General features: G+C 45.4%; 12 protein-coding genes. 3 read left to right on the top strand and 9 right to left on the bottom strand.

Annotation, left to right across the window (positions count from 1 at the left end):
• Positions 1 to 177: 177 nt before the first annotated feature.
• The 6 genes from RID53_RS30195 to RID53_RS30170 form a co-directional block, all read right to left on the bottom strand.
• The gene (locus tag RID53_RS30195) at positions 178 to 408 is read right to left on the bottom strand and encodes a hypothetical protein (protein ID WP_446391608.1); all 231 of its coding nucleotides are present in this window, start codon (positions 406 to 408) and stop codon (positions 178 to 180) included.
• Complete coding sequence (locus RID53_RS30190) at positions 408 to 824, bottom strand: hypothetical protein (RefSeq protein ID WP_446391607.1); 417 nt, start codon at positions 822 to 824, stop codon at positions 408 to 410. Before RID53_RS30190 ends, RID53_RS30195 begins: the two co-directional genes overlap by 1 nt.
• Positions 825 to 861: 37 nt before the next feature.
• A complete protein-coding gene (locus RID53_RS30185) occupies positions 862 to 2,232 on the bottom strand; it encodes a DUF1800 domain-containing protein (RefSeq protein ID WP_446391606.1) in 1,371 nt (456 codons plus the stop codon).
• 193 nt (positions 2,233 to 2,425) lie between these two features.
• Positions 2,426 to 4,507, bottom strand: coding sequence for an ATP-dependent zinc metalloprotease FtsH (gene ftsH / locus RID53_RS30180; RefSeq protein WP_446391605.1), 2,082 nt, complete (start codon positions 4,505 to 4,507; stop codon positions 2,426 to 2,428).
• A gap of 490 nt (positions 4,508 to 4,997) precedes the next feature.
• Positions 4,998 to 5,675 carry a hypothetical protein gene (locus tag RID53_RS30175; protein ID WP_446391604.1) on the bottom strand — a complete coding sequence of 226 codons (678 nt, stop codon included), beginning with the start codon at positions 5,673 to 5,675 and terminating at the stop codon, positions 4,998 to 5,000.
• Positions 5,676 to 6,100: 425 nt separating this feature from the next.
• Positions 6,101 to 6,235, bottom strand: a complete 135-nt coding sequence (locus RID53_RS30170; protein WP_446391603.1) for a hypothetical protein — start codon at positions 6,233 to 6,235, stop codon at positions 6,101 to 6,103.
• A 215-nt stretch (positions 6,236 to 6,450) separates the two neighbouring features.
• Between RID53_RS30170 and fghA the strand changes: the two genes are divergently transcribed.
• The gene (gene fghA / locus RID53_RS30165; RefSeq protein ID WP_446391602.1) at positions 6,451 to 7,305 is read left to right on the top strand and encodes an S-formylglutathione hydrolase; all 855 of its coding nucleotides are present in this window, start codon (positions 6,451 to 6,453) and stop codon (positions 7,303 to 7,305) included.
• 121 nt (positions 7,306 to 7,426) lie between these two features.
• Here the strand turns inward: fghA and RID53_RS30160 are convergent, their stop codons facing one another.
• On the bottom strand, positions 7,427 to 8,206 hold the full coding sequence (locus RID53_RS30160; protein WP_446391601.1) for an MFS transporter permease: 780 nt from the start codon (positions 8,204 to 8,206) through the stop codon (positions 7,427 to 7,429).
• Positions 8,207 to 9,259: 1,053 nt separating this feature from the next.
• On the opposite strand from RID53_RS30160, the gene RID53_RS30155 reads away from it, so the two are divergent.
• Positions 9,260 to 10,201, top strand: a complete 942-nt coding sequence (locus tag RID53_RS30155) for a phosphate ABC transporter substrate-binding protein (protein ID WP_446391600.1) — start codon at positions 9,260 to 9,262, stop codon at positions 10,199 to 10,201.
• 260 nt (positions 10,202 to 10,461) lie between these two features.
• On the opposite strand, the gene RID53_RS30150 is transcribed toward RID53_RS30155, so the two are convergent.
• Entirely contained in the window at positions 10,462 to 13,728 is a 3,267-nt protein-coding gene (locus RID53_RS30150) for a glycoside hydrolase family 15 protein (RefSeq protein WP_446391599.1), read from the bottom strand.
• Between the two features lie 183 nt (positions 13,729 to 13,911).
• Here RID53_RS30150 and RID53_RS30145 point away from each other — a divergent pair, with 183 nt between their 5' ends.
• Entirely contained in the window at positions 13,912 to 14,064 is a 153-nt protein-coding gene (locus tag RID53_RS30145) for a chlorophyll a/b-binding protein (protein WP_446391598.1), read from the top strand.
• Between the two features lie 460 nt (positions 14,065 to 14,524).
• On the opposite strand, the gene rpoD is transcribed toward RID53_RS30145, so the two are convergent.
• Positions 14,525 to 15,664 (bottom strand): RNA polymerase sigma factor RpoD, encoded by a 1,140-nt coding sequence (gene rpoD / locus RID53_RS30140; RefSeq protein WP_446391597.1) that lies wholly within the window; start codon positions 15,662 to 15,664, stop codon positions 14,525 to 14,527.
• Positions 15,665 to 16,172 lie beyond the last annotated feature (508 nt).

Genomic DNA, 16,172 nt, shown 5'->3' with positions numbered 1-16,172 from the left:
CCCTGCAAGAGGAGGCGATTGAAATCGCTGCTACACAAACAACGTCCGCCTGCGCGGACTAGGTTATAACGGGGATAGAATTCCCCGGATTTGGTATCACGGGGCGGGTTTAGCCACTCCAGCTACTTTATCACCAATAACCGACTAACAAAACTCACTTTTATTCATGACTTGGGCTTAGTAAGCAGAGAAACTTATATCCTCAACGACATTATTTTCAAATCTCACAGTTGCAGAACTGATTTTACCAGAAGCGGCATCTAACGTTTGATCATCATAATCCCAATAACTAACATTATTCCAGATGATTTTACCCAAATCCAATGTGCTATCAGGTCTACCGACTGCTTGAATCAATTCCTGCTTAGTCTTCCCCAAAACCACACGGCGAAAATTGTCTTGCAACATCACTTTTGGTCAGAGTCGAAGCGCGATATAAACTCGGATATGACTGGCTGCAACGGCGCTCTAAATATAAAAAGACTGGACACAATAATTGCTGGAATCATCAGCGAAATTCCCACAGATATGCCTTTTTTTACTTGTTTTTTTATCTGCTTTTGTAGTTTCTGTTGTTTTTTCTTTTTGCGCCCCCGTTTTTCTTCTATATTTCTGACCGCTGTATCAACAAGATGTGGCGTAATTCCTGCCTCTGAACCAATTTGTTTTAGATCCGCTAAGGAGTAAGTTTTATTAGCTTCAGCCTGCAAACGAGCCGCTTCTACTAGGATCTCGCCTACTGCATCCTCAGGAATAGATTTAATGTCCTTTAGACAGTCTCTAGTTGCCTTATTATTCCTTTTTCGATGTGACTTCTTCCCCATATTCTCTCCTTGACTGTTACCGAGTTTAATTGAGCCATTATCGATACATCATATCAGGACTTCCTAAAATCAAAGCTGCCTGTAACTTTTCGGGACTATTCTCAATCTCCATTTTAGTTTGAGCCGAAATACTATCACCTAATGTATTCAGAAGTTGACTCGCATCCACTGATTGATTATCACCCAAACGCCCCTGGGCTATCGCCGTTGCCAAACTAACCCGCCGCAGCATCGCATCGGGACTCAACCAAGCCTCTTGAGTATTTTTATAGCCCTCAGGCGTGGAACAGTTATAAAGCGGCATACTCAGTTGATTTAACATACCCGAAATCCGCTTTAAATTTGGCTCTTTTGTCCCCGTCGCCCGGACAGCGGAAATAATATAGTGATAGGGAGTCTTAAATTTACGACCATACTCATTTGCCTGCCAAAACTCAGGGCTTTTAAAAAGGATTTCTAAGACAGCCCGAATATTTCCCTCTGTCTGCAAAAATTCCTTAGCCAGTTGCTTTACTAAACCAGAAGGCGGCTGATCGGCGACAAAGTATTGGGCAAGTTTATAACTAATATAACGGGCAGTTGCTGGATGACTCGCTAAACTATCGATCGCCTGTTCCACTTCCGCCACACCACTGCCTTTTATCCGTTGACCCAGAAACAGTTTATCACTATAGTCATGGCGGTTTCTATCAAAATAAAAGCCATTGCTATCCCCCTTATTCCCATCCAAATCCAATCCCCATCCGGTTAGAATATGAGCCAAAGCAATTACATCATCCTGACTATAGCCGCCATCAACACCCAAGGTATGAAGTTCCATCAATTCACGGGCATAGTTCTCATTAATACCGCGAAATCTCCCTTTTGCTCCCGGACTATTAGGGGCAGTATTGCGCCAGTTATCTAAATAAACTAACATCGCCGGATGATGAACCGTTGCGGCTAATAAATCTCGAAAATGACCCAGCGCATAAGGTCGAATCGCTTGTTGTTCATAGGCACTCACCCAGAATTTAACATCTCCTTTTTTAGCAAAGATATTAAAGTGATTAAACCAAAAGTTTACCATCACCTCTTGCAATTGCCGAGGACTGGCGATCGCACGCAGTAATCGCGCCTGTATTGCTTGCTGTAAGGGTTGTTTAGCTTTTTGGCGAGCTTGCTGACGTTCCTCCTCTGAACGCTGTTTCTGGCGGCGAGGTTTATACTGTCTGAGTAATTGAACTGGAGTCAGTTTAAGAGTACGCCATTGATTAAGCTGGCGAGTTATTTGTGGAGATTCGGGAATGGAGTCTGGCGAAAGTTGAGATTGAATATAAGCCTCAATCCCCATCGATTGGATTTGTTCAATATCACCGGGACGAGTACCAAAACTGAGACGGTTTAGAATATGGAGGGATTTTATCATTTGTCAAACAAGAGGGAACAGGGAATAGGGAACAGGGAACAGGGAATTCGGTAATAGGCAATACATAATTTAGAGGGGTGGGTTTAGTGACATTAGGACGAAAAATAACGATATAATCATTCAATCTTCCTCATCTTCCCCATCTCCCCCATCTTCCCCATCTCCCCCATCTCCCTCATCTTCCCCATCTCTTCTATGACGCTACGCGATTATCCTCCAAGGCGACAAAATTATCCGCTGGGCGCACTTGTTGCAGCAGATTTTGTAAATCTTCCCCTTCAATCACCTCCGTTGCTAATATCTGTTGGGCAATTTGTTCGAGTAAATCGCGATTGTGATTGAGAATCGCTAAGGCTTTCTGATGAGAGGTTTCCACAATTTCTCGCACTTCCACATCAATCGCTTTTGCCGTTTCATCACTCACACTCCGGCGTATATTCCCGCCACTATTGCCCAGAAAACTATTGCCTTGAGCCTGATTATACGCCAAAGGACCCAAAACTTTACTCATCCCATAAGTCGTGACCATGCGTTCAGCTAACTCTGTGGCGCGTTGCAAATCATTTGCAGCCCCGGTGGTGATATTACCAAAGACAATTTCTTCAGCAGCGCGTCCTCCTAATAGGGTGGCAATATCGCCGCGAAGTTCCACTTCATTCATCAAAAAACGGTCTTCTGTGGGGAGTTGCAGTGTGTATCCCAACGCAGACATTCCCCGTGGCACAATGGAAATCTTCGCGACTTTACCACTCCCTGGCATTAACGCACCCACTAAAGCATGACCAACTTCGTGATAGGCGACAATCTTCTTCTCGACATCGCTGAGAACCCGGCTTTTCTTCTCCAATCCCGCCACGACTCGTTCAATAGCTTCGGCAAAGTCGGCTTGAGCAATGGTATCCTGTCGCCTGCGGGCAGCTAATAAGGCGGCTTCATTGACTAGATTGGCTAAATCCGCCCCAGCAAACCCAGGTGTCCGAGTTGCGATCGCGTGCAGATCCACATCCTCGCCCAATTTTACTTTCTGGGCATAAATGCTTAATATTTCTTTACGCCCAGCTAAATCAGGACGGTCAACCAATACTTGACGGTCAAAGCGTCCTGGACGTAACAAGGCGCGGTCTAAGCTTTCTGGGCGGTTTGTCGCCGCTAGGACAATTACCGTCGCATCGCCAGCCGCAAAGCCATCCATCTCAGTGAGCAATTGGTTCAGCGTCTGTTCCCGTTCATCATTTCCGCCACTATGGAAATTCCCGCTACTCCGAGATTTGCCGATCGCATCTAATTCATCAATAAAGATAATACAGGGCGCTTTCTTTTTTGCCTGCTCAAACAAATCCCGCACCCGCGCAGCACCCGTTCCTACAAACAGTTCCACAAACTCCGAAGCAGAAATACTAAAGAAAGGAACCCCGGCTTCCCCAGCTACCGCTTTTGCCAAGAGTGTTTTTCCCGTTCCCGGAGGTCCCACCAGCAGTACCCCTTTGGGGATTCGCGCCCCAATTTCGGTAAAGCGATCGGGGTTTTGTAGGAATTCGACAATTTCCACTAATTCTGTCTTAGCTTCCTCCGCCCCGGCGACATTAGCAAAGGTAATTTTAGCCGATTCTCCTTCTACATAAACCTTTGCCTTACTTTTACTAAACGAAAGCGCACCTTCAGCATCTCTGTCATTGCGACGCAGGAAAAACTGAAAGGCGGCGACGAGGATTAGCGGCGGAACCACCCAACTTAACAGACTCAGTAACCAACCATTTTTGGGAGGAGGCGCAGCAAAAAATTCAATCTCCTGTTCCTGAAGCGTGTTCACCAAGTCTGGATCATAAACCCGGAGTGTGGCATAGATTTGTCCTTGTTGCTCATCCTCGTTGAGCAGTTCATCGGTTGGGTTGAGCGGATCGTCAGATGTTGAATTTAACGGATTGTCGGGTGTATCCAGATCCGGTTCTACTTCTGTGTCTAGGGGCGGTTTTGGCGTTTCCAGCAAGTCTTGAGTGGCTTGGAGAGGATCTTGAGTGGCTTGCAGCAAGTCTTGAGTCGCCTTCAGCGGATCTTGGGCTGGCTTAAGCTGAAAAATCACTTGGTCTTCCCCCACCGAAACCCGTGTGACTTTTCCGTCGTCCAGTTGGTCGAGAAATTCGCTATAGGGTACTAGGGGAAACCGAGGGGATTTGGGTACAAACAAGTACCCCAGTAAGGATACACTCGCCAGAACTAATAGAATAAGACCAATCTGGCGACCGTGTGGCGATTTCGGTTTGTCTTTAATACTCATACATTTGTTATCTGCACGCTTGATGCCGTGGGCTTGGGTGGATGGGAGAATTCCTATTTTTAGGGTAGCAAGTTAGCGTCTTATTCAAGGCATCAGAAGCCCACGCTCTCCCGTAGGGGAGCGTTGGGTACGCATTGGTATCAACTTACAGCGCTTTGCGCTGTAATAAAGTACAGTAGATCAAAGTCCCCCTTTTTAAGGGGGATTTAGGGGGATCGACAATGTACCGCATAGCAGAGCAAACTGCTGTAAGGTGCAAACTAATACTGACAAGGTTTTAAGTTGTGTCTATCTACTCCTTGACATTTTCCCCCTCATCCCCTAACCCCTTCTCCCACCGTGGGGAGAAGGGGGATCGGATTCTCTTACTCCCCTCTCCCGTGCAAAAAAAGCGAAGCATCCGCTGGCTTCCCCCTTTTGAAGGGGGACGGGAGGGGGATCTATAAGGCTGACAGGTGTAGGTTTGTCCTCTGTCTTCTGCCTTTTTGGACTAACGCTCATATTCCACATAATCCACTTGTCTATCATCAAGAGGAGGCGGTATTACTTCAGTGCGCCGCCTAGCTGAGGGGGCATAAGGAAGCGCATTGTAGGGATGGGGAACCACGTAAGTCGTCCGAGGAGGACGTGGTTGTTGTTGTCGCGACAGCACTGCCAATAATCCCACAACTACAACACCACCACTAATTGTTACCGCCATACCACCCAATCCCCAAACCAAGCCGGAAATAATCGAATTATCTTGCTCAGACTGCTGAACAGGAGTTACAGGGGGCGCTGCTTCAATCCGAGGTGGTATGAAACTATTGGGATTATTGGGATTAGTTTGTCCCATAAGATTGTCAATCAACGCTTGCTGGTTTTGCACTTGAGCTTTTAGCTGTTCCGTTTCGGCGCGTTGCTGTTCCAGCATGCCTTTCAAGCGTTCTACTGTAACCTGTTGCTGTTCAAAATCATTACCTGCAAAACCCGGTGTCGTCTGAACTGGCATTTGCGGGTTCTGCCCATAAGTCGGATTATAGGGATTATAAGGATTGCTCTGTGGAAGTTGAGCGGTTTGAGAGGGAGGGGCATTGGTAATGCCAAGACTGTCTCCGCCTTTCATCATAAACAGAACCGCTACCCCCGCAAAGGCAGCCCCTGTTAGGAATGCCATACCATCACTCATCGCTCTTACCTCACATTTAAAACTGAACTACCACACATTGTTACTGATACAGGCTGACTGCCGTTGGTGAGACTTGACTCCTTATGAGTTTATACCTCATTGAGTCTCTTGGGGGTTTCTCTAGCTGTTCTCCGTTTTCTAATTGAAAACGAGAAAGGCTCAATTGTCCATCCCCAAGGATTTTAAAACGTTTCTAGGCAGTATCACCAGGGTTATAAGAATTTCTATAGTTCCTGATATTGGTATCAATTTAAACCAAAATGCTCGGAATTGACAGACAGGTTTTGCCCTCACCCCTATCCCCTTTCCCAAGCCTGGGAGGGGGGATAGAATTTTTCCAGGTGGGTATTTTAAGCTACCTTAGGTCTAGAATTCAAGGTAAATCTACTCTACTATAGCCGCACAATCCGGATTGTGCTTCGATTCTAGACTATTCCACCATCCTGCGATCGCGCTTTCCCTATCACTTCATCGAAAGCTAGGGTAGGTAAGGGATAGGGGAAAATTTTTTCAAGATGAGCGATCGCGGATACCTTAGCAGTTTTCTCAACCTGTGACAACTTGATCCCATGAGCAGTGATTCATAATAATCACTAATCTAAAGCAGACGATGATCGCCTGTCTGTGGGACAATAGAATAGGACTGACGCTTGCTTCATGCTTTATCGGATCAATAGCGAATATTAGCCTTCTTGCGGGTATGGGTTGTGCGTCAGGTATCAAAACAGCCGACTTTAAAAGCCACATCTACTGCTGCTCACTACACAATTAATTTATGTCCACAGCCCCTAAAATTATCTCAGAAAATCGATGCTTCGGTGGTACAGTTGGCTTTTACTCCCATCACTCTCAAACCTGCAACAGTAAAATGCGGTTTGCTGTCTACCAACCGCCTCAAGCCAAATCCGAACGAGTCCCCGTTCTCTATTTCCTTTCTGGCTTAACCTGTACCGAAGAAAATTTCATGGCAAAAGCTGGGGCGCAGAAGTTTGCGGCGGAGCATGAATTAATGCTGGTGGCACCAGATACCAGTCCCCGCGATACGGGAATTCCGGGAGAAAATGACGACTGGGACTTCGGTACTGGCGCGGGTTTTTACGTCGATGCGACAGTAGAACCCTGGTCAGACCATTATCAAATGTATAGCTATGTCGTTGAGGAATTGCCAGCAATTATTGCCCAACATTTCCCGGCTCAAATTGATCATCAGGGCATTTTTGGTCATTCCATGGGGGGTCATGGGGCGCTGATTTGTGCTTTAAGAAATCCTGAGCAATATACCTCTGTTTCTGCGTTAGCCCCCATTGCTGCACCAACACAATGTCCTTGGGGACAAAAAGCATTTACGAATTATTTGGGTGAGGATGAAGAAAATTGGGATATCTATGATGCTAGCGAATTAGTTTTGAATGTTGGATATAAGCGCCCAATTTTGATTGATCAAGGGACAGCCGATCCTTTTTTGGAAAAGCAGCAATTGCTTCCTGGTATCTTTGCCCAAGCTTGTGAAAAAGCTGGGGTTCCTTTAACATTACGTTTCCAAGAAGGGTACAATCACAGTTATTATTTCATTTCCTCGTTTGTGGAAGACCATATTCGCCATCATGCAATGGCGTTAAAGGAGAATTAAGATATCGATGCTGTTGGTTGAAGAAAAGACCCCTCCCTAGCCCTCCCCTGCAAGGGGAGGGAATCGGAATATATTTGTTATTTGGAGGTGATTCCAATACCCAACTTAAATGTATTACAGCTTAACCAAAACTTTCAGAGGCTAACAAATAAGATTCACCACTACTCGAATCGCTCTCGATTTCTACAAAAGCTGAATCTGTGCCATCTGGAGAAAGCTGTCTTCTAGCAATTCCTTGACTCACGATTTGTAACAACCTTCGGGGAGTAAAGGATTCCAATTCTACAAAATTACCCAACTCTAACCATTCTAGTTCCTCTGCCGACAAATTCTGCCGCACATCTGGAGATAATTGTTTTGCCTGTTGCGCTGATTCTGCTGATCCTCGGACAAAAAAATTACGTTTGCTGTTTAATATATGACGAGGAAGTAATCCCAAATCGTAAAGTGTCACTGTACTTTCGGCAAACCAGTTTTGGCTAGTTCGCAGGTGATGAAGCAATCTGACGCCACGAGGACTGGCATCATGGAGGGCATAAACTTTTAATTCTGGATTACGTTTTAACATTTGTAAGACTGTTCTAAAAATTCTTCGGGGATAGCCATTGATACTGAGAACAGCGCAGTTATTTTCAAAGTGGAAATTATTCGCAATCAGGAGTTGTGCAATAGTCGCACTATCACAAACGACTACTCGGTCAAAACTATAGGCGCTGATATCTGGACTGATTTCGGCTTCGGTATTCTCCTCACGAGGAGAGGGTAGCATTTTTTCTAATGAACCATTAACGTCTGTCCAGTGATTCAGCCAATATTGAACTTTGTTTGGGTCTATAAACAACAACTTAGGAATTTTATATTTATGATTTAATTGTCGGCTTCCCAAATATATGGATATCATTCCTATGATGATGTAAAGAGAAAATGCAATTAATGAATTTAAAGTTACTAAGTTTAAATAAAAGCCGACAAAGATTATTAAGACTCCTGTAAGTCTTAATAGTTTAGAATTGGATTCGTAGCTTTCGCGGTTTGTTTTAGTGGGTTTGCTGACCTTTAACAAATAAGCAATTGTCAATAAGCTGGGTATAATTGATAGTACCATAAAATACAACTTTGGCAATATATTATTCAACAATAAAACATTATATATAAAGCCAGCAAAGAATATATATAACATCAAGAAAAATAAAAAACTCACATATGCACAACCGGTGAAAGAGCATCCATAGTCACCGCTTCCAAACCGACCCCTCAAACGCCTATCCAAAAAATACAAGAATTGCTTAGGTGTAAAAAACAGAGTACCGTTAGCCGAAATATCTGCGATCGCCTTGGCAAAAAATGGGTCAGTAAATGTTGGTGTACCCATACTCGTCGGCTCAAAAGCAAAGGGATGCCCACAATTTTTACACCGCCCCTGATGTTCAGTCCGTTCTTGTAAATTATTATCCGTCTGACATTGAATACATTTCATGATTAGCGCTTACCAATACCACTCTTTAATGGCATCATCCATTCCTGATGGCAATAGATAAGCACGATTAGTTTAAGCTTTGGTTAAGCTAAGTGGAAGTGTAGAGTTTTGTTAATTTTGGTGATTAAGAGCCATTGTTTGCATAAAATTAGCAGCAGGTCGTAAGCTGTCATGCATTTAAATTTGGTATTAGTAGCGAGCAAGATGTTTAGTAGCGAGCAAGATGTTTAGTAGCGAGCAAGATGCTTAGTAGCGAGCAAGATGCTTAGTAGCGAGCAAGATGTTTAGTAGCGAGCAAGATGTTTAGTAGCGAGCAAGATGTTTAGTAGCGAGCAAGATGCTCGCACTACATACAAGGAATTCGCCATTATTGGCATTAAGGTTTAAATGCCGAACAGCTTAACTCCTCTCTAAACTTTCTAAATTATCGGTGATTTTGCCTCATCTAGATATCTGTTCCCACTCAAGGTGAATCTGATGATCAAACATGGTGATCCGTCTCCCATCCCTTATATTCTGAGCACCCTCGTCTTACTCGCGGCTGGCTACGGATGGTTTTATCTGAAGAATCAAACCCCAACCATCAACACCACCGTTCCCACAACTCCTCCTCCCACCTCATCTGGTGTCTCTCCAACACCTCCACCCGCCCCCACACCAACCCCTGCGGCTGCTTCGTTTCCGCCGCCAACGGCTGTCGCGAGTGGTACTCAGGTGAGAATTGATGGTTCTACGAGTATGGTGGGTATTAATCAAACTCTCAAAAATGGCTTTGAACAACAATTTCCGAATACAACCGTTATTCCCCAAGCCAGAGGTTCTGATCAAGGAATTCAAAACCTATTAGCTGGGAACACGGATATCGCGGCGATTTCTCGACCTCTGACTCCTCAAGAACAAAGTCAAAACTTAGTCGCTATGCCAATTGCCACGGATGCGATCGCGATCGTCGTTGGTGTGTATAATCCCCTTACAGGCGGACTAACTCCGACTCAAGTCGAGGATATTTTCCAAGGAAAAATTACCAATTGGTCACAAGTCGGCGGTGCTGCAAATGCCATCCGCGTCATCAATCGTCCCGCGATTAGTGGCACCCATCAAGCATTTCAAGAATTAGTATTAGCTGGAGAAAATTTTGGCACAACGCCGAATATTACCACCCTACCCCAAGACGCGACAACACCCCTACTTCGCGCATTAGGGAATGACGGAATTGGTTATGCGACTTACACGCAGGTGATGAACCAGAAAACCGTGCGTTCTTTAGCTGTTAATGGTGTACTTCCCGATCAACCGACGTATCCCTATCAACGAACCCTCTATTACGTCTACAAAAACCCAGCGAATCCAGCGGTTCAAGCCTTCTTAGGTTATGCAAATTCACCCCAAGGCAAGCAACTGATATCAGCAGGAAATTGAGTTATAGTAAAACAACCCACTTTGGGAAAGTTTCTCTGACAGAACTTACTTGATGAGGTACAGTCTCTAAGCAAGATCCCCGACTTCTTGAAGAAGTCGGGGATCTGTCTGTGTACCTCACGGGGCGGGTTTAGTTGCATCTGGGTGAGGTGAAAAACGATAATAGTCAAACCCGCCCCTACAATTTATCGAACCCTATTCCCCCTTCCCTATTACCTGACGAATAACGAATGACAAATGACAAATGACGAATGACAAAATCAAGCAACATTAGCAGGTTCGACTTGCGCCAAAAACTGGAACGCTTTAGCAATATAAGCCGCACATTGTTTAGGAGACGTATCATAAAAAGCCCGCCAAGCGGCTGCCTTATATTCGTCATACTTATCGGCTCGTTCTGGATATCGCTCTAACCAGCCTAACCGCACAGCATGACCAATTAACACATCCAGGACAATGTATTCTTCAATTTCCAACTCTGGATTTCGTTCCAATATCGCGGCTAATTCCACAAGTGCCTCAATATTTACCTGTCGATAGGTTGGCACTTGAATTTTATTGAGTAAATGCTCAACCCGTAGAGCAAAATTCTTTTCTCCAGGTGTCATTTCTGAGAGCAAGGGTTGACTATCCAGTCGATTGCGACGCTCTAATTTATCACCAATCACCAAACCCTTACAATGTTTCATCACTTGCCAAACTTTCGGGTAAAAGTCTTTCGGAACCCGACCCGCACTACCATCAAGTTGGCGTTTTCTCAGCCAATTTTCCGCCATGGTAATGTCTTCGTCAATATAGATTCGTTCCTCTGGCAATATCACCCAATTAATCGCATATTGCGGTTGCTTAACATGCAGCGATTCTTGTTGGCGTAATTTTTGATTAACCCCTTCATATCCGGCTAAACAGGAACGCAAGCGCATTTTGATGTCAAAAGGGCTTAAGCGCATCAATGCTTCATACGCTTCATCTTGCGTCACGCCTAATTCAGCCGCCAGTTCACTCGTCAACAGCAGGATTAAATACCCAACCCGCAGTGTGAGTAAGCCATCAACCAGATGCGGTTCAGATTTAATCAAAATACTCAAGTAAATCAAGATTTCCTGAGTTAAAACGCGATCGCGAATATCTTCTCGGCAAAATTCGTCGATCTTTGCCCGGAGTTCCAGATGAGACATTGGGTTTTTAATTAGAGAAGCCTCACTGTAAGCTTTGCCAACAGTAATCTGTTTCCCGCGCACCAAAATATCCGTCACCGCATCGGACAAACTAATTTCAACTTTATTCAGTAACCCCGCCGCTTGACGAATCACACCCCAGTAGGGAGATGCTCCTTCACTACTAGCTCTCGTATACACTTCATTCAGCAAATCCGCCACCGTCACCACTCGTTGAGGTTGACCAAACCCTGTATCAAACTCCAGTCCCCGCAGATTTTTCAGAGTGCGTAATAATTCAATTTGCTCATAAAAATTTTCTGAATGCCGCAAACTGTCCAGCAAGAGTTGCAGATTCGTTTCGCATTCCAGCAAGAATTCCTGGGTATGACTTAACGGACCATTGTTTAGCGGATGATTCCTCAGGTAATACTCAGGTGGTGCTGCATCTTGAACCGCAGAGTCGCTAAATTCAAACCCTTGCAGCGTATCAATGCGTTCAACGCCTGCTGTGAGCATTAACTGATTTAAACGCCCTAACTTTACCCGCACCCCATTACAAAGTCCCTCTTGCAATTCTTGGATTAATTCCAGTAAAGCAGAACCCTGAAGTTGCTCTTGTCCCGGATGACTGGTTTCTTCTGCCGTCTGCACCATCTGATGCGTTAATAACAATGTCACTGTTGGACGTCCCAACTCACCCCAATGGCGTTGAATATACGTCAGCTCACTTTTAATTTGAGCCACCAGGAAATGATAATCCAAGGTCAAATAAAACTGTTGCTGGTCTAAAAATGCGGGCAAAAATACAATCGTTTCTTGCCCGAAGCGAAAAATACGAGATGTGGTCAAACTTCGCAGGCGTCGAATCGGGCGTCCGGTTAATCCTAAGGAATCACACCGTCCAATTTGGGCATACAATCGGGATAAATCAGTTGCCTGACGCACTTGCACCGGATCAACTTGTTTGGGGGTCTGGGTGGCAATCCCATAAGCCGCCAGTTGCGCCTGTAATGCTTCATCCTCTGCCAACAGCGCAATTTGGACCACCGGATCTTGGTGACGCCCTACGCAAAAATGACGCCCTAAGGGGTCAACATCTCCCCGCGTAATTAATCCGTCATGAAGCATTTGGGCAAACAGATACAAACTCTGCGCCCAGACGAGGGGTAAATTTTCATTGGGTTTGCGATTTTGGGAATGGGGAGACGTGCGTTCAGCTTCAATTTTCTCTTCGGGAACGTAATACACTTCCGGTAATAAACGCATCCCATCGCGCTCAACCAGCAATGTATCCAAACGCCCCAGATAATTCCGCGCCCGTTCAACGTCTCCTCGAAACCAGCCATCTAGGGCTAAGTAGGTAAAAAATAGGGGCCACTCGCATTCAATATGTTCAAATTGTTGCAGTTCCCAGGGTTCATAATGCAAGCGAGTGGTATCTTCTAAGACGGTTTGATGTCCATCTCGCAGGAACCGCTTACACCCGTAGAGTCCTTGTAGTTTATCGACAATCTTTTGACGAGTTCTCTCCAGCAGTTCCACGTCTTCGATGGCAAATGCCGGGAACCCGATTACACTTAATAATGCCGCATCGGTTTCCTTGGAACTCGATTCCCGTGGTAATAGGGATTCTAACGTAATCCGCGATCGCGCAATTTCATCGGGGAGAACGTGAATGACGGAAGCTTGAGACCCCCGCACCCCAAATAAATCGAGTCCGTTAATCGCCTCTAATGCGGCTTTTGCCATGCCAACGGAACTGGCATTCAATTCAGGATTCCCGTGATTAACTTTATTCCCCCGTTCCCAAATTCCGTAATCCGGTGTCCGATAGGTACGACCAATGTAATACACCAGATTCTGAATGAAATGCACTTCAGCAATAGTGTAAACAATGTGTAACCCTGATGCGGTCATCTGAGCCAGCATCAACAGGAATAGGGAGGTAGCATCGAGCTGCAAATGACCCCACTCATCATCCCCCACGACTACATCGCCCGTGCTGGTATTATACTTGGCGTGCAGTGCGTCTAGCAGAGATTGGTTGTCTTTGAACCGTTCCACTTTGGCGGCTTGCCGCATCATACAAAACAGCAGCCCCCGCATCAGTTTGACCACACTTTGTTCCAGTTCAAAGGTGCGCCCACTATCGGCGTCAAGTTTGCGGTACGCTAAGGCTAATCCCCAAACTGCCAAAATGCTGTAAACGTTATCCCTAACCCAGGCATCGGTGTAGTCACCATGGGCATTGACGGCTGTACTGGCGGGTAATAATCCGGTAATTGGATTTTGGCGATCGAGAATAATCCGAATCTGCTGGTAATAATAGTCGAGTCGAGCTGGCTGTTGAGCTGCGATGATAGACATCCCTTAATCAAACTTTAAACAAAATTTATTTTTCCGGGGTGGTTCGTTAAAGCTAATGAGCAATTTTTATTAGCATTCCGGACATAATATTCACCTATCTTTCCGTCACCTTGACCCAATTCTTGTCGTTTTGCCAACAATTCGTTACATTAATTTACATAATGTAACCAAAACAACGAAGTTATGGACGAGCAACAGCAAAAAGAAGCAAAATTTGGGTTCACGGCGAACGCTGAGAATTGGAATGGTCGTTTAGCGATGATTGGTTTTGTTGCCGCGTTGATTACGGAATATGTTTCCGGTCAAGGTGTGTTACATTTCTGGGGACTTCTGTAATACGGCATCCTACAGTTTTAACTAGAATGGCACTGACTGGTATGCTGGTGGGTTGAGCGGAGTCGAAACCCACGATGGCGGTGTGACCCAGCTAAAATTGTGGATTAGATTTGACGTTAAACTGGGCGCAAGTCTTTGCGCCCCTACGGTTTCCGGGCGTGATTCTAATCCACCAAATAAGGTGTGCCACGCCACTACTGGACTGACACAGCTAAAATTGTGGAATAGGTTAGGTTGTAGGTTGGGTTGACGCCAGGAAACCCAACGAAATCTAGGGCTAAAGCCCTTACTACAAGCCGAATCTAATCTATCAAATAAGCTGTGCCACGACACTACGGTATATCAAGGGTTTCGGCGACCCAAAATGCACGCTTTTCAGCACCCTGGGTCTCAAGCAATGGGGAAAGAATAGCTGGGTGTTCAATCCTATGAACCCCAGCTTTCTGGTATTGTCCTAGTCCTAGCGGATATACTCCTTGAGAATGCTGTTGCGATTAGGATGGCGTAGTTTCCGCAGGGCTTTTGCCTCGATTTGGCGAATGCGTTCGCGGGTCACGTTAAAGATTTGACCGATTTCTTCTAGGGTTTTCATCCGTCCATCATCTAACCCATAGCGCAACCGGAGAACGTCTCGTTCGCGGGGGCTTAAGGTATCCAGGACGCTTTCTAAGTCTTCCCGCAGCAGATTTTTAGATACTTGGTCTTCTGGCGTTTCACCATCGGCTTCGATAAAGTCACCCAGGCGAGAGTCTTCTTCTTTACCAATTGGTGTTTCTAGGGAGATGGGAAGTTGGGCAGATTTGGCAATAAATCGCAGCTTCTCGATGGTCATTTCCATGCGATCTGCAATTTCTTCTTCGGTGGGTTTGCGACCCAATTCTTGAGAGAGGATTTTGGTGGTCTTTTTGATCCGGGAGATGGTTTCGTAGAGGTGAACGGGGAGGCGAATGGTACGGGATTGATCCGCGATCGCACGAGTGATGGCTTGTCGAATCCACCATGTCGCGTAGGTGGAGAATTTGTATCCTTTCTCGTGGTCGAACTTTTCCGCCGCCCGGATCAGTCCTAAAGAGCCTTCTTGAATCAGGTCTTGAAACGACAGACCCCGATTCATGTATTTCTTGGCAATGGACACAACTAGACGCAGGTTAGACTGCACCATTTTCTCTTTTGCCCGCCGACCCAGGAACAGGCGTTTGCGAAAGGCGGGAAGTTCCATGTTGACTGAACTCGCCCATTCTCCTTCCTTCGGTTCTCGCTCAAGCTGATCATACAAGCGATCGCGAATCCGTTCTAATTCCAATAAGTCAGCAATTTTACGCGCCAGTTCAATTTCTTCGTCAGCCCGTAATAGCCGAATTCGACCAATTTCTTGTAGGTAGAGGCGAATGGAATCTTCGGTATAGTGCTTCTTTTTCGCTTGTGTGCGACGGCGGGTAGAACGCACCTTACCAGGCTTACCATCTTCCTCCGGTTCGGGTTGAACAGCTTCCGAGTTCACGTCCGCCATATCATCTTGAGTGGCGTCATCCTCCAGCAAGAATTCAAACTCGCTTTGAGGCTGAGAAATTGTTGCAAGTACGTCGTGTGCCTGGGTCATGCCTTTTTCCTCATGCTCCTTCAGTTAAAGACCAGTAGATGTCTAATAATCTACTTAAAAGTTTAGCCAGTGATTTCATCTTACTTTTGCATTCTAATCGGTTATTGAATTGTTGAGCCTGAGAAACTCAGATGAAATTTATTCCTCTTAACTCAATAGGGATATGAATGCCGGGTAAAGTAATTTTTCATCCTGGCGGCTGTTGAGACTTTTTGATTCTAGCTTTAATTCAAAAAACTTGTTCGCGCTTTTGGGCAACTTAGATGGGCTGATAATCTTCAGCGGTTAAGAGCTTTTGCGCGAAATCGAAATGAATATTTGCCTAAAGAATGAAACCATTATAGATTGTCTTTCCTCGATTTGCATGGCTAGATGAATTGAGGGACTAAAGTCTAACTTGATGGAAGTACGCGAATAGAGTCGTAAGCTTTACTGTTACGCTAGGGAAAGCCATCGAAACTGAATCCGTCTGCTTGATGTCTCCCGGTTATGTCAATCCTTCTTTAAT

This window comes from Coleofasciculus sp. B1-GNL1-01 (genome assembly GCF_040220235.1).
In the GTDB taxonomy this organism is placed as follows: domain Bacteria; phylum Cyanobacteriota; class Cyanobacteriia; order Cyanobacteriales; family Coleofasciculaceae; genus Coleofasciculus.
This window is presented reverse-complemented; position numbering and strand designations above follow the sequence as displayed.

What these genes read in the sequence shown, in the direction of transcription:
- RID53_RS30195 (WP_446391608.1), bottom strand. Translation starts at nt 408, where the DNA reads ATGTTGCAAGACAATTTTCGCCGTGTGGTTTTGGGGAAGACTAAGCAG.
- RID53_RS30190 (WP_446391607.1), bottom strand. Translation starts at nt 824, where the DNA reads ATGGGGAAGAAGTCACATCGAAAAAGGAATAATAAGGCAACTAGAGAC.
- RID53_RS30185 (WP_446391606.1), bottom strand. Translation starts at nt 2,232, where the DNA reads ATGATAAAATCCCTCCATATTCTAAACCGTCTCAGTTTTGGTACTCGT.
- ftsH (WP_446391605.1), bottom strand. Translation starts at nt 4,507, where the DNA reads ATGAGTATTAAAGACAAACCGAAATCGCCACACGGTCGCCAGATTGGT.
- RID53_RS30175 (WP_446391604.1), bottom strand. Translation starts at nt 5,675, where the DNA reads ATGAGTGATGGTATGGCATTCCTAACAGGGGCTGCCTTTGCGGGGGTA.
- fghA (WP_446391602.1), top strand. Translation starts at nt 6,451, where the DNA reads ATGTCCACAGCCCCTAAAATTATCTCAGAAAATCGATGCTTCGGTGGT.
- RID53_RS30160 (WP_446391601.1), bottom strand. Translation starts at nt 8,206, where the DNA reads ATGATATCCATATATTTGGGAAGCCGACAATTAAATCATAAATATAAA.
- RID53_RS30155 (WP_446391600.1), top strand. Translation starts at nt 9,260, where the DNA reads ATGATCAAACATGGTGATCCGTCTCCCATCCCTTATATTCTGAGCACC.
- RID53_RS30150 (WP_446391599.1), bottom strand. Translation starts at nt 13,728, where the DNA reads ATGTCTATCATCGCAGCTCAACAGCCAGCTCGACTCGACTATTATTAC.
- RID53_RS30145 (WP_446391598.1), top strand. Translation starts at nt 13,912, where the DNA reads ATGGACGAGCAACAGCAAAAAGAAGCAAAATTTGGGTTCACGGCGAAC.
- rpoD (WP_446391597.1), bottom strand. Translation starts at nt 15,664, where the DNA reads ATGACCCAGGCACACGACGTACTTGCAACAATTTCTCAGCCTCAAAGC.